The sequence below is a fragment of the Acinetobacter sp. 25-47-130 genome (assembly GCF_056779705.1).
The window spans coordinates 40,923-54,301 of the sequence record NZ_JBWYII010000003.1 but is presented as its reverse complement, the minus strand read 5'-3'; the positions used below and the strand labels follow the sequence as shown (position 1 = coordinate 54,301).

Here is a 13,379-nt window from a genome sequence, read left to right as displayed (position 1 = left end):
TAAGCTGCTCATAATGCACTGGATCATATGCGCATGCACTTATCAACAAAGTATAAGTAACTACTGCGATAAAAATTTTCATCTCACATTTACTCATGAACCAATATGTGGGTAATTTAAAGCATGGCTAAAAACAAATAAAACCGATTAAAATTATAAAAACCATCTATTTTTTAGATTATTAGTTACTCATCTTGAAGCGCACACTCATAATTCTTAGGATCATCACTACATCGTATCTTTTTAAGGATAGACATCATTTCAGGATGATAATGCCCTTCTTTTGTCATCTGAATTCTAGCTTCGCGCATAATTTTCAAATATCCAGGTTTCTCAGCATCTCTAATATTCATCCAAAATTTAGGATCAATTTTAGATTCAGTTTGATCAATAAATTTATAAGCTGGTGTCAATTGCTTGGAAATAATCTCCCTTGCTATGGGCCCCATTCCAGCAGGAAATTTATTTCGATGCATAATCAATGTACCCGTCACTTGAACCAGTGGAAAACGAATAATTGCGCCTCGTACCTCGCCCTTGTTTGTCATTCCACGATAGAGTTCCAAAGGTTCAAATAAGATTGCAGGTGCTGCGATAATATCAACTTCCTTATTGTTGAATTTTCCGCCTACAGAAGTTAAATCCACTGAAACTGGTTGAGCACCAACATTTTGGACTAATTTTTTTTGGGTTGCGTCAAAACTCATTACAGCAACTTTTTTCCCAGCTGCTTTAGATAAAGTATCAATTTTACGATCATTTACCATAATATAAGCAGCACCTAAAGGCACAATACCTACAACCTCATAATCCTTATTGACCATTTTCGAATCAAATTCAGGTCTTGCTAACAGCTGAATCACTTTAGTCAGTTGTTTATAGTTTTGAACTGCACCTATTGCATCAATACTTCCAACAAAAGAGTTGAATTGCTTAGCACGTAAATTACTTATTCCAGCACCATCACAACGTTTACTTCTAAAGTCTTCAGTTAAAACCCGTTCATCTGTATAGACTTTTAAATTAACTTCAGTGGATGTTTTTTGCTTTAATTTTGGATAATTCAAATCTATCTGCATTTGTAGCTTAGCCGTACGATTGACAGTCATTTGCACGCCAAAATCTTGAGCAACTTTAGCAATTCGTGGTAATTCACTCATATAGCTCGTCGCCTGCTCAAATGCTTCACCATGAGCACCGCTCGGTGAATACACACATAAGGTGACTTGTTTCGGAATCTGTTGCCAAACTTTTGGATCATTCAGTAGTTTTTTTATTTTATTCACAGAATGGCTGGACAATGATAAATCCAACTTAGAGTTAGTTTGAGCATTTACATGATTTGTGATTAGACCAGAAAGACTAATTACTGTCGTGAGCATAACCATACGATAAGCATGCTTGCTCTTTTTAAATAGACTACCGTTTTTTTTATTTTTCATTATCGTTCCCTTTTCTATTCTTTATGATCAGAGCTTCATTGATCTGATAGAGTTCAGCTTATCGGCTTCAATTAAAAATTAAATTGACCCCAATCTTTTATTTGTTACACCTAGGGTAAATGAAAAATATACTATCGAAAATATTCAAATCAGGTTGATTAAACCTGAGTAAAAATCGATAAACTACTTACCCTTACACATGCACTTAGATTGGTACAGTTTGAAATGCAGTTGCAGACACAACTTTTAAGAAAAAATCTACGTTCTCGTAGAAGACAACTCTCAATTTTTACGCAACGACGTTCTGCTTTTCAGATTTTGTCAAAAATCCAATCTCATTCTAAATTTAAATCTGCACAAAAAATTGGGATTTATTTAGATGCATTCGGTGAAGTTCAAACACATATCCTAATCATGCATTGCTTTTCAAAGCATAAAGTCGTCTATCTCCCAAAAGTCTCCAGACTTGATTCAACTTTAAAATGGGTTCCAATTTCAAAGCATCAATATCTAAATAAACGTTTTACTAAACATAAATTAGGCATGTATGAGCCTATGCATAGATTGGGGCAAAATGTAAAACAACTTGATGTACTGTTGATGCCCCTTGTTGCGTGTGATCATCATGGAACACGTATGGGTATGGGAGGTGGCTTTTATGATAGAACGTTAAAGCATGCGAGCAATCACCCCTATCGCATCGGTTTAGCGCATGACTTTCAATTAATTTTAGATCCTTTAAATCGCCAGCCTTGGGATCAGCCATTAGATGAGTTAATCACCCCTAAAAAACGATTAAAATTCAAACGGAGAATGTTAATTCACCCTAAATCCAACTGAATTTATCAAGATTAGTAGAAATAAATCGAATTTTATCGATTTTCACCCTTGTATTTTTTAAATTACACATCACTATAAAAATATGGCAACACCGTTGTCACTCATTAGGAGTGCTCATGACTGATATTATTATGAATGAAGAAAACTTAGAACTTCAGACCCCTAGCGTGTTACCGCTATTAGCTTTGCGTGATGTTGTGGTTTATCCACACATGCAAATTGCGCTTTTTGTCGGCCGTGAAAAATCGATTAAAGCAGTTGATGTAGCTCGTAACAGTGACAATTTAGTTTTTGTAGTAGCTCAACAAGATTCTCTTACAGAAGAAATTGATCACGACAATTTATATCAATACGGTACTGTCGCGAAGATTGTGCAAGTCGTAAATCATGAGAACGATGAAAACTGCATTAAGGTTTTAATCGAGGGTATTTATCGCTCTAAATTGATTAATATTTACGATCAAAACGATTATTTAGAAGCTGAGCACAGCCTTAGCCCAATGACGATCCGTATGGAATCGTCAACTCAACAAACTCGCCTCGAAGAATTACGTGGTCTTTTCAGCCAATACGCTGAAGCAAAACTACGTAATGCGCGTGAGTTAATTAATGCTGCAAATAAAATCGATGATTTATTGCAACTCATGTTCTTCGTCGCAACACGCGTGCCGTTAAATATCGAAGTGAAACAAAAATTCCTCGAACACGATGAATTTGAAGCTCATTTACAAGAGTTAATGACTTATTTGCTTCAACAGTCTGAAGAACAACAGATTGAGCAAAATTTACATGACAATGTAAAACGTCAAATGGAAAAGAATCAGCGCGAATATTTTCTAAATGAAAAAATGAAAGTTATTCAGCGTGAACTTTCTGACATGAATGGCGGTGCTGAAGATGATATCGCAGAGATTGAAAAACGTTTAGCTGAAGCTGATCTTCCTGAGCATGTTCGTAAAAAAGCAGAAGGTGAATTCCGTAAGCTCAAAGCAATGCAGCCTGCATCGAGTGAAGCAGCCGTAGTTCGTAATTACATCGAAACTATTTTAGATACACCATGGAATAAGGCGAGCAAAGTAAGTATCAATCTTGCTAAAGCTCAAGATATTCTTGATGCTGATCATTATGGTTTGGATGAAGTTAAAGAACGTATCGTTGAATATCTTGCTGTTCAGTCACGTGTAAAAAAACTACGTGGACCAGTATTGTGTCTCGTAGGTCCTCCTGGTGTAGGTAAAACCTCATTAGGTGAGTCTGTAGCTAAAGCAACAGGTCGCGAATTCGTTCGAATGGCACTTGGTGGTGTTCGTGATGAGGCTGAGATTCGTGGACATCGCAGAACTTATATTGGTGCGATGCCAGGTAAGATTGTGCAATCACTTTCTAAAGTCGGTGTAAAAAACCCTTTATTCCTACTCGATGAAATTGACAAAATGGCTCAAGATCATCGTGGTGATCCTGCATCTGCCTTGTTAGAAGTGCTTGATCCTTCACAGAATCACAAATTCAACGATCACTATCTCGATCTTGATCTTGATCTATCTGAAGTCATGTTTATTTGTACTGCAAACAGTATGAATATTCCTGAAGCTTTGTTAGATCGTATGGAAGTCATTCGCCTTCCTGGTTATACAGAGGAAGAGAAAATCAACATTGCTGAGCGTTACTTAGTACCTAAAGCAATCAAGAATAATGGCTTACGTGCTAAGGAATTGAGTGTACATGAAGAAGCAATTCGAGATATCGTACAACGCTATACACGTGAAGCTGGTGTTCGAAGTTTAGAGCGTGAAGTTTCTAAAATCGCACGTAAAGTGGTTAAAGAAGCGGTTAGTAAAAAAGCGAAAAACCTTCAAATTGAAGTTAATTCTGCAAATCTACCTGACTACTTAGGGCCACATAAATTCGATTTTGGTATGGCGGAAGAAGAAGCTCAAGTCGGTCGTGTTAATGGTCTAGCTTGGACTTCAGTTGGTGGTGAACTACTGACAATTGAAGTTGCAGCAATGAAAGGTAAAGGCAAATTCGTAACCACTGGTTCTTTAGGTGATGTTATGAAGGAGTCTATTACTGCAGCGATGACCGTAGTGCGTACACGAGCTGATGCTTTGGGTATCGATTCTACTCGCTTTGAAGAAACCGATATTCACGTGCACTTACCTGAAGGCGCTACGCCTAAAGATGGTCCTTCAGCTGGTCTTGCTTTGACGACAGCATTAGTTTCAGCGTTTACTGGCATTGCGATTCGACCTGATATTGCAATGACTGGTGAAACTAGCTTGAGTGGACGTGCAATGCGTATTGGTGGTTTAAAGGAAAAATTACTGGCTGCGCATCGTGGCGGTGTAAAAATGGTCTTTATTCCACAGGAAAATGCACGCGATTTAGTCGAAATTCCTGATAATGTGAAAGAAGGTTTAGATATCAAAGTTGTAAAATCAATTGATGAAATTTTACCACTAGCATTAACCTCTATGCCTAAACCATTAGTAAAAACACCCATTGTGAAAGCAGTTGACGAATCAAAATCTGCACGACACTAATCGGTCTTTTAACTGAAGAAAGAGAGCTTAGGCTCTCTTTTTTTATAAGATATCAATGGATGCAAATTTAACAACTCATTATGTTTTAACTTTTGATTTTATAAATTCATCACTTTGAAATGTATAATATCGTGAAACTTCTAGTGACACATTTTCATGAAAATTCGTATCTTGACCATTGGTCAAAAAATGCCAGCATGGGTTCTTACTGGTTTTGAAGATTATTTCAAAAGAATTCAACCTTTTGTACAAACTCAAATTGTTGAGCTTCCTATGGCGAAACGCGGAAAGAATGACTCTGAAGCTGATATTTTAAAATACCGTAATATCGAAGGCGATAGCATTTTAAATGCACTGAAAGGAAATGAACTTTTAATTGCACTTGAAGTGGGAGGAAAAGAGTTTAGTACAGAAAAATTAGCTGAAACCATGAAAGGTTGGATGCTTGAAGGGAATGATGTTGTGCTCGCGATTGGTGGACCTGATGGACATTCTGATGCAGTTCGTAAAGCTGCTGCTTGGCACTGGTCTTTATCTAAATTAACGCTACCCCACCCTATGGTTCGCATTCTGTTGATTGAACAACTGTACCGTGCCATGAGCATTAATCATAACCATCCGTACCATCGTGCTGGATAATCGTTCCGAATTTGCAACATGATGTTCAAATTTAAATGGTTACTCTGATTTCTAAAATTTGCGATGATCACCTCATACATCTAAGAATGGAACTACCCTCATGACTATTCAAACGCTACCTGGCTTATTCATCTCACATGGCTCTCCAATGCTGGCTTTGAATCCTGAACAGGTTGGTCCAGCTTTACATCGCTTGAGTCTCAATTTGCCCAAACCTAGAGCGATAATCGTCATGTCTGCGCATTGGGAAAGCAATGCACTCGAAGTAAGTACAGGGGCTAGACCTGAAACATGGCACGATTTTCGAGGTTTCCCAGATGAACTCTATGAAATTCGCTATCCTGCCCCTGGTGCTCCAGATGTTGCTGAACAAGTTTTAAATTTATTCGCTGAGGCACAAATTACTGCACATGCCAATAGTACACGACCTCGTGATCATGGCGTATGGATGCCTTTATTACATATGTATCCAGAAGCTGATATCCCCGTAGTCGAAATCTCTTTACCCATGACGATGTCTGCTGAAGCGATATTTAAAATTGGTCAAGCTCTCGCTCAATTAAGAGATCAGCAAATATTATTAATTGGCTCGGGAAGCATTACTCATAATTTAAGAGAGCTTGCTTGGCATGGTGAAACGAGTGAAGTTCCAGAATGGGCATCAACTTTTAGAAACTACGTGGTGCAGCAGCTCACTCATTCGGATTATCCTGCTATTTTAGCGTGGAATACGATTCCTTATGTTCATCGTAACCACCCTACGATAGAACACTTTGCACCTTTATTTTTCTCTATGGGCACTGGTGATCGTTTTAGCATTGTACATAGTAGTTTTACCATGGGTGCTTTAGGAATGGATATTTATCGCTTTGATTGAGAGAAAATAAAATATCATTTTTTAAATGACCATCACGAATTAATCATCGATCAATGGATACATTTTGATACTGAAAAGTGCAGAATGTATCCATATTTTTTTAAATGCCCTGCGTTATCCTTCTTCTGATCAATACAATTTAGAAAACTTGTTATGAAATTAAAATTAATTGCCTTGGCTATTTTGCCTATCACACTTGCTGCGTGTCAGACTTCCGATCTACAAAAAGCTGGGGATTTAGCTGTGTCTGTGCTTCAACAACAAAATGCTGATCAAACTCTCTCTGCATACCAATGGCAAGCCAATCCACAAAATGCGCCTCAACCAATCACTTTAAACTTCACCACTGATAAAAAACTTTCAATTCATACGAGCTGCAATACTTTATTTGGCGGGTTTGAGCTAAAAAACAATACTATCGTAGCTGCTCAACTTGCATCTACCATGAAGGGATGTAATGGTTTGGCTGCCGAACAAGAACGCTTTGCTGGAAATCTATTTTCCCAAGCTGCTGTTCCTTTCGTGCTTAATTTAAATGATCGTGATAATCCAACGTTGACTTTGGTACAGCCGAATGGTGAAAAGATTATCTTCACGGGTAAAATGACACCTGAAACCAAATACAAAACTCAAGGTGAAACCATATTTCTTGAAATTTCGCCAGAAACTAAACAATGTACAGGTGTAGCTCCCCAAACTTGTCTACAAGTCAGAGAAATAAAATACAACGATAGTGGTATTAAAACGCAAGTCGATAAAGACTGGACTTTATTCTACGATCAAATTGAAGGTTTTTCACATAGTCCGAATGAACGTCAAATCATTCGTGTAAAACGTTATGAAATTAAAAATCCTGCTGCAGATCAATCAAAGTATGCTTATATTTTTGATATGGCTGTAGAGCGTGAAGCTGTAAAAGGTTCTTTATAAAGAATAAAAAACCGAGGCTAAGCCTCGGTTTTTTTATTTTTGAATATATTATTAGAATACACCCTGAGCTAACATCGCATCAGCAACTTTTACGAAACCAGCAATGTTCGCACCATCTACATAATTCACAGTACCATCTTCTTGAGTACCGAATTTTACGCAGTTACGGTGAATTTCTTTCATGATTGCATGTAAACGCTCATCTACTTCTTCGAAAGACCAACCTAAACGAAGCGCATTTTGAGACATTTCAAGCCCAGAAGTTGCAACACCACCTGCATTAGATGCCTTACCTGGCGCATATAGAATTTTTGCATCAACGAATTTTTCAACTGCAGCAAGTGTAGAAGGCATATTTGCGCCTTCAGCTACGCAGATCACACCATTTGCAAGCAATTTATCCGCATCATCAGCATCTAATTCATTTTGTGTGGCACATGGAAGTGCGATATCACACTTAATACCCCAAGGACGTTGCCCTTCAAGATATTCAAAACCATGCTTCGCTGCAAACTCAGAGATACGACCACGTTGAACGTTTTTAAGCTCCATTACTTCAGCTAAAAGCTCTGGAGTTAAACCGTCTTTAATGTATACAGTACCAGCTGAATCTGAAAGTGAAACAACTTTTGCACCCAAATACATTGCTTTGTCAGCAGCAAACTGTGCAACGTTACCCGAACCAGAGATTGTAACTACCTTGTCTTTGAAACTGTCGTTACGAGTCTTAAGCATTTCCTCAGCGAAATACACTGTACCGTAACCAGTTGCTTCAGGGCGCGCTAGTGAACCACCAAAAGTTAAACCCTTACCTGTAAATACGCATGAAGTGTCATTGCTGAGTTTCTTCATCATACCCGCCATGTAACCAACTTCGCGGCCACCAACACCAATATCACCCGCAGGAATATCTGTGTCAGAACCTAAGTGACGGTATAACTCGATCATGAGTGCTTGGCAGAAACGCATGATTTCGCCTTCTGATTTACCTTTAGGGTCAAAATCAGAACCACCTTTACCACCACCCATTGGTAGTGTAGTTAACGCATTTTTGAAAGTCTGTTCAAAACCTAAGAATTTTAGGATTGAAAGGTTCACTGAAGGGTGGAAACGCATACCACCTTTGAATGGACCAATTGCTGAGTTGTACTGAACACGGAACGCACGGTTAACGTGTGTTTGACCTTGATCATCAACCCAAGAAACGCGGAATTGAATCGCACGTTCAGGTTCAACTAAACGTTCTAATAAACCATGAGCTGCATACTTAGGGTTCTTTTCAATAAAAGGCCATAAGCTTGTCATCACCTCTTCAACAGCTTGAAGAAATTCTGGTTGATGTGCATCACGTGTTTTAACGTAGTCTAGGAAGTCGTTAAGGCTGTTGTATTTCAACGCTTAATCCTCAGCAGAAAATGGATCAAAATTGGTCAAAATTTCAATATATTGATAAGTTTTGGCGCAAAGTATTAAATATCTTTTACAGGCACTGTACAATAGTTTTCATAATTTTTTTTAATATTTTTTTAATTTCAATTACTTAATTATAGTATTTGATAATTTTAAATTATCAAATTCATTACTTTTAATTATGGATTAATGCTTATTCGGCGCTTTTATTGCGCGATAAATGACCCATAACAGCGCACCCCAAACTAACACTAATCATGTTAAAATCATTCATATTTCGCACCTATGATCTCCTTTCGCTTGATTAAGTTTTAACGTACATGCACGCACAAATCTCATTGATACAACAAGTTGATGCTTTCCTACCTCAAACCCAATGTGGTCTATGTGGCCACCGTGATGGTTGTTTACCTTATGCTAAAGCTATTGTAGAAGGAGAAGACGCGAATAAATGTGTCCCTGGCGGTCAACCTGTTGCTGACGCAATTGCTCACTTACTGAATCGCCCTAAGCTTAAAGCTGAAGAAAGCGTTTGGCCAATTCAATCTGATGGTCGCCCACAACGTATGAAAGCGATCATACGTGAAGACGAGTGTATTGGTTGCACTAAATGCATCAGTGCTTGCCCTGTAGATGCCATCATTGGATCAGGAAAGTTAATGCATACTATGTTAACTGATCTTTGTACTGGATGCGAATTATGTATACCACCTTGTCCAGTTGACTGTATCGATCTTGTTGAAGATTTACAGCCCATACCAAATGAGCAAGCCCGCATCCTAGAACAAAATGATCTTAGAAATCGTTATTATGCTCATATTCAACGTGAGGAAAATCGCAGTCTTCATCGCAAAGGTCCTGTCGTTAAAGCTGAAATTGATACTGCGCTTTTTGCTCAGTTTTCAAAACAATTACAATCAGTACCTACTATTCAAACGATAAAAAAAACAGCGCTTCATAAGACATTAGATGCAAAATCTACAATCAAACTTGCCAAATTACGTACACAAATTAAAAAGCTTGAAAAACAACTTGCTGTACGTGAGAGTGTCGATAAGCAAGAGCAACTCAATACTTTATATGAAAAACTCAATTCAATTGAGGGTGTTTAAATGAACGTTAAAACACCTAAAACTGTAAAAAACATGACAAAAAAGCAAATTCAAATTTTTTTTGAAAGATTAAGAGCTCAACGCCCAAACCCTAAAACAGAGCTGAATTATTCTTCACCCTTTGAGTTGTTAGTTGCTGTGACCTTATCAGCACAAGCCACTGATGTAAGCGTAAATAAGGCCACAGATAAGCTTTTCCCTGTAGCAAACACACCTGAAGCAATCTATGCCTTAGGTGTAGAAGGATTAAAATCTTATATTAAAACAATAGGTCTCTATAACTCTAAAGCTGAAAATGTCATCAAAGCTTGTGAAATATTGATTAAACAACACAACAGTATTGTTCCTCACAACCGCGCTGATTTAGAAGCACTTCCGGGCGTAGGTCGAAAAACTGCAAATGTGGTATTAAATACCGCTTTTGGTCAACCAACCATGGCCGTTGATACCCACATCTTTCGATTAGGTAATCGTACTGGACTTGCGATAGGAAAAAATGTACTCGAAGTTGAACACCGTCTAGTTAAAGTGATTCCAAAAGAGTTTATTGTAGACGCTCATCATTGGTTAATTTTACATGGACGTTATTGCTGTATTGCGCGGAAGCCAAAGTGCAATCAGTGTGTTGTGAGTGATGTGTGCAACTGGCCTGAACGTTTCGAATATGGAGCGACAAGACAGATCGATTTAAAACAGGTTTAACGATCAAGAGATTTTTTTTGATCTTTTTTCTCTTTATCTAATTTCATCTGTTTTTGACTATCGCGAAGTAATTTAAAACTTATAAATACCAAAAAAGACAATACTGCCAAGCATGCAAGCATCAATAAAATAATGGCAATATTTTGCACTTGTTTACCTTCACATCATAAAAAAGAAGCCCTAATATGACTTAGGGCTTCTTTTTTGTCAAAGCTGAATAATGGTTATTTAGTTTGATCTAAAATTGCAAAAAGTTCTTTTTGAACTTCTTCAATAGGACGAAGTCCATTCAACTTATCATACGTTGGCGCATTTTCACCTGAAGCTGCACGCCCTTGGTAAAAGCCAACCAACTGTTCAGTTTCAGTATGATACGAAGCCAAGCGCTTACGAATTGTTTCTTCTTGGTCATCTGGACGCTGAACTAAATCTTCACCAGTTTCATCATCTTTGCCTTCCACTTTTGGTGGGTTGTAAACGATATGATAAACACGACCTGATGCTGGATGTTGGCGACGACCCGATAAGCGTTTAACGATTTCTTCATCAGGCACATCAATTTCGATCACGTGATCAATATCAATGCCTTCTTTTTCCAAAGCTTCAGCTTGAGGAATCGTACGAGGGAAACCATCAAAGATACAACCATTTGCACAATCTGGTTGTGCAATACGCTCTTTAACCAGACCAATAATCAGTTCGTCAGAAACTAGACCACCATTGTCCATTACAGATTTTGCCTGTAGACCGAGTTCAGTTCCTTCACGAATTGCAGCACGGAGCATATCACCGGTTGAAATTTGTGGGACATTGTAGCGCTTGCAGATCAACTGAGCTTGAGTACCTTTACCTGCTCCAGGTGGTCCGAGTAATATAATGCGCATAAATAAACATCCTCATTTTAACTATATCGACGATACTTGGTTAATGTCTTTGGTAGGCACCAATCCAGCATCTATTTATAAGAAAGCCACAAATAAATGAATCAGACCCGCGAAGAAACCTGTTACCCCACCTAGCACAATTAAGATCCATTCGTCTTCCTGGAATGCAGGACGTAATAGATTTTGAAACTCGCGCGGCGTTAATTCACGGATACGTTCTTTAAACATTTGATAGATTTTCTGTGCGCGGCTCGCATTAAAAGCTGGGTCGCATACAGGCACCATCGTAATTTCAATTGAGCGATCGATCAAGTCTGTCTTGAGTTTTGCATACTCTTTTGGACCTAAAGATAGCTGTAATGATGTACGAACCAATGGTGTTTCCATGATTTCATTGATATGACGTTTAACAATACGGCGTGTTTTGTCTTTTTTTCCACCATACATCATTTCCATCATAATAGATTTCAATGTAATCAAATCTTCAGTCACTACACGGGCAAATACATCAGATACTTCTTCTTGGCGCTTCATAAACGCACCTTGAATATTATAAGAACCAATGCGTGGAATGACAGGTTTTATCCAAGGGAATTTACGATCTTTCGTTAATTCAAAGAATTGTGGATAACGTATATAGTGTGGTTCAACTGGATTAAATACCATCCAAATTGCAATCCAATTTGTTAAAAAGCCCCAAATTGCTGCCCAGAATGGTACAGTCCAATGCCAAGGCACCACAAACCAAACGATCATTTGGAAGATACCGAAGAACATACCGATTAATGCACTGATATGCCAAATGAAGTTAATTTCTTTTTGACCCACTTTTAGGAACATATTGACCATCAATTGACGGTCGCCTTCCATTTGACTCACTACCATCGCACGCATATCCACGAGCGACTCAACATTTAAAGTTAATTCGGTTACGAGCTCTTTCAAAACATTTGGAAGTTGCTTATGTGCTTGCGCATAAATACGTCTCTTGATTGAGTAAGGTAAGTTTTCCCATAGAACCGCATTGCGATCCATCATCACTTCATCAATTAAGTGCTCTAACTCAAAGCCAACCTGTTCACCAATGATACGAGCAGTATCCTCGGGATCCATCGCATCTAAGAACTCTCGTAAGGAGCCAAGTTTTGATAGTGTATTGTCGGTAATAATACCCGATATACGTCCTGCCTTACGTGGAACAATTCCTTGCCATCCCACCGGAAGCGGACCTAAGTGAAACCCCCAAAACTTAATTGGATAAAACACCATCTTGAGTGCCATCCAGACGTGAGCCCAAGTCACAAATGCGGTTACTGGGATAATACTCAGTACTGCATAAAAATCAGGTCGATTGACGAAGGCTTGCCACAAATCACTCACATATCCAAACATTCATGACTCTCATATTCATATATCTAATTGCAGTCGAACTTGAGGTATAAAACCATAAAGCTTTCTAAAATCCTACACTTAAGGTGTAAGCAAACTGTAGTTCTGGTTTAGTTTCAAAAATCACTTGGTTTCCTTGCGTGATTTCCTCTCCTGCTTTTATCCCTACACTAAATGTACTAATTCTTTCTTTATTCAGCATGACATAAGATAAATCTATACCACCACCGAGTTGAGATTCCTTTTCACCATTGACTGTTTTTGATTTTAGATGACCAGCAAATGCACCTAAATAAAATCCATTTAAGTCCTTAGTTCCGAGAATTATTGGGTAACGAAAACCGACTTGAGCACCCACATCGTGGTCGTCATTTAAGAAAGCGCCAAGCTTTCCGTATCCAATACCGTATGGAGTGACGTATTCTAAATTCCCATGCGCTAACCGTTGTGTAACACCAGCACCCACATTTATTTTAGAAAATTGTTCTGGTTTCAATTTTGCTTCAGGATAAAACGATGAAAAATCTGCGTATGCTAAATTCCCTACCCACATCATGACAGCAAAGGAAACGATTTTTCTCATTATTTTCTCCATTTTCTCAAACTGAGAA

Annotated in this window: 13 protein-coding genes; 7 read left to right on the top strand and 6 right to left on the bottom strand. The window is 38.2% G+C overall.

Features of this window, described 5'->3' with window-relative positions; all coding sequences use genetic code 11:
• Positions 1–185: 185 nt before the first annotated feature.
• Positions 186–1,442 carry a putative solute-binding protein gene (locus AC1M83_RS05980; protein ID WP_481588933.1) on the bottom strand — a complete coding sequence of 419 codons (1,257 nt, stop codon included), beginning with the start codon at positions 1,440–1,442 and terminating at the stop codon, positions 186–188.
• 225 nt (positions 1,443–1,667) lie between these two features.
• Here AC1M83_RS05980 and AC1M83_RS05975 point away from each other — a divergent pair, with 225 nt between their 5' ends.
• The 5 genes from AC1M83_RS05975 to AC1M83_RS05955 all read left to right on the top strand — a co-directional run bounded on the left by AC1M83_RS05975 (position 1,668) and on the right by AC1M83_RS05955 (position 7,271).
• Positions 1,668–2,282 (top strand): 5-formyltetrahydrofolate cyclo-ligase, encoded by a 615-nt coding sequence (locus tag AC1M83_RS05975; RefSeq protein ID WP_481590224.1) that lies wholly within the window; start codon positions 1,668–1,670, stop codon positions 2,280–2,282.
• A gap of 116 nt (positions 2,283–2,398) precedes the next feature.
• Positions 2,399–4,825, top strand: a complete 2,427-nt coding sequence (lon, locus tag AC1M83_RS05970; RefSeq protein WP_180027935.1) for an endopeptidase La — start codon at positions 2,399–2,401, stop codon at positions 4,823–4,825.
• 156 nt (positions 4,826–4,981) lie between these two features.
• Positions 4,982–5,464: a 23S rRNA (pseudouridine(1915)-N(3))-methyltransferase RlmH gene (rlmH, locus tag AC1M83_RS05965; protein ID WP_035268469.1), complete on the top strand. Its 483-nt coding sequence runs from the start codon at positions 4,982–4,984 to the stop codon at positions 5,462–5,464.
• A gap of 100 nt (positions 5,465–5,564) precedes the next feature.
• A complete protein-coding gene (locus AC1M83_RS05960; protein WP_481590223.1) occupies positions 5,565–6,341 on the top strand; it encodes a DODA-type extradiol aromatic ring-opening family dioxygenase in 777 nt (258 codons plus the stop codon).
• 153 nt (positions 6,342–6,494) lie between these two features.
• On the top strand, positions 6,495–7,271 hold the full coding sequence (locus AC1M83_RS05955; protein WP_035268475.1) for an META and DUF4377 domain-containing protein: 777 nt from the start codon (positions 6,495–6,497) through the stop codon (positions 7,269–7,271).
• Positions 7,272–7,322: 51 nt separating this feature from the next.
• On the opposite strand, the gene gdhA is transcribed toward AC1M83_RS05955, so the two are convergent.
• A complete protein-coding gene (gene gdhA / locus AC1M83_RS05950; RefSeq protein WP_035268479.1) occupies positions 7,323–8,666 on the bottom strand; it encodes an NADP-specific glutamate dehydrogenase in 1,344 nt (447 codons plus the stop codon).
• A gap of 335 nt (positions 8,667–9,001) precedes the next feature.
• Here gdhA and AC1M83_RS05945 point away from each other — a divergent pair, with 335 nt between their 5' ends.
• On the top strand, positions 9,002–9,793 hold the full coding sequence (locus AC1M83_RS05945; RefSeq protein ID WP_481590222.1) for an RnfABCDGE type electron transport complex subunit B: 792 nt from the start codon (positions 9,002–9,004) through the stop codon (positions 9,791–9,793).
• Positions 9,794–10,495: an endonuclease III gene (gene nth / locus AC1M83_RS05940; RefSeq protein WP_481590221.1), complete on the top strand. Its 702-nt coding sequence runs from the start codon at positions 9,794–9,796 to the stop codon at positions 10,493–10,495.
• Here nth and AC1M83_RS05935 read toward each other — a convergent pair.
• The 4 genes from AC1M83_RS05935 to AC1M83_RS05920 form a co-directional block, all read right to left on the bottom strand.
• Positions 10,492–10,644 (bottom strand): hypothetical protein, encoded by a 153-nt coding sequence (locus AC1M83_RS05935; protein ID WP_171076785.1) that lies wholly within the window; start codon positions 10,642–10,644, stop codon positions 10,492–10,494. The two genes, nth and AC1M83_RS05935, sit on opposite strands and share 4 nt — an antisense overlap.
• A 75-nt stretch (positions 10,645–10,719) precedes the next feature.
• Positions 10,720–11,379 (bottom strand): adenylate kinase, encoded by a 660-nt coding sequence (gene adk / locus AC1M83_RS05930; protein WP_481588925.1) that lies wholly within the window; start codon positions 11,377–11,379, stop codon positions 10,720–10,722.
• Positions 11,380–11,454: 75 nt separating this feature from the next.
• Positions 11,455–12,771 carry a DUF445 domain-containing protein gene (locus AC1M83_RS05925; protein WP_035268489.1) on the bottom strand — a complete coding sequence of 439 codons (1,317 nt, stop codon included), beginning with the start codon at positions 12,769–12,771 and terminating at the stop codon, positions 11,455–11,457.
• Between the two features lie 64 nt (positions 12,772–12,835).
• The gene (locus AC1M83_RS05920) at positions 12,836–13,351 is read right to left on the bottom strand and encodes a hypothetical protein (protein ID WP_035268492.1); all 516 of its coding nucleotides are present in this window, start codon (positions 13,349–13,351) and stop codon (positions 12,836–12,838) included.
• Between the last annotated feature and the right edge of the window lie 28 nt (positions 13,352–13,379).

Excerpts from the sequence above, each read along its gene's own strand:
- AC1M83_RS05980 (WP_481588933.1), bottom strand. The coding sequence starts at position 1,442 with ATGAAAAATAAAAAAAACGGTAGTCTATTTAAAAAGAGCAAGCATGCT.
- AC1M83_RS05975 (WP_481590224.1), top strand. The coding sequence starts at position 1,668 with ATGCAGTTGCAGACACAACTTTTAAGAAAAAATCTACGTTCTCGTAGA.
- lon (WP_180027935.1), top strand. The coding sequence starts at position 2,399 with ATGACTGATATTATTATGAATGAAGAAAACTTAGAACTTCAGACCCCT.
- rlmH (WP_035268469.1), top strand. The coding sequence starts at position 4,982 with ATGAAAATTCGTATCTTGACCATTGGTCAAAAAATGCCAGCATGGGTT.
- AC1M83_RS05960 (WP_481590223.1), top strand. The coding sequence starts at position 5,565 with ATGACTATTCAAACGCTACCTGGCTTATTCATCTCACATGGCTCTCCA.
- AC1M83_RS05955 (WP_035268475.1), top strand. The coding sequence starts at position 6,495 with ATGAAATTAAAATTAATTGCCTTGGCTATTTTGCCTATCACACTTGCT.
- AC1M83_RS05945 (WP_481590222.1), top strand. The coding sequence starts at position 9,002 with ATGCACGCACAAATCTCATTGATACAACAAGTTGATGCTTTCCTACCT.
- nth (WP_481590221.1), top strand. The coding sequence starts at position 9,794 with ATGAACGTTAAAACACCTAAAACTGTAAAAAACATGACAAAAAAGCAA.
- adk (WP_481588925.1), bottom strand. The coding sequence starts at position 11,379 with ATGCGCATTATATTACTCGGACCACCTGGAGCAGGTAAAGGTACTCAA.
- AC1M83_RS05925 (WP_035268489.1), bottom strand. The coding sequence starts at position 12,771 with ATGTTTGGATATGTGAGTGATTTGTGGCAAGCCTTCGTCAATCGACCT.
- AC1M83_RS05920 (WP_035268492.1), bottom strand. The coding sequence starts at position 13,351 with ATGAGAAAAATCGTTTCCTTTGCTGTCATGATGTGGGTAGGGAATTTA.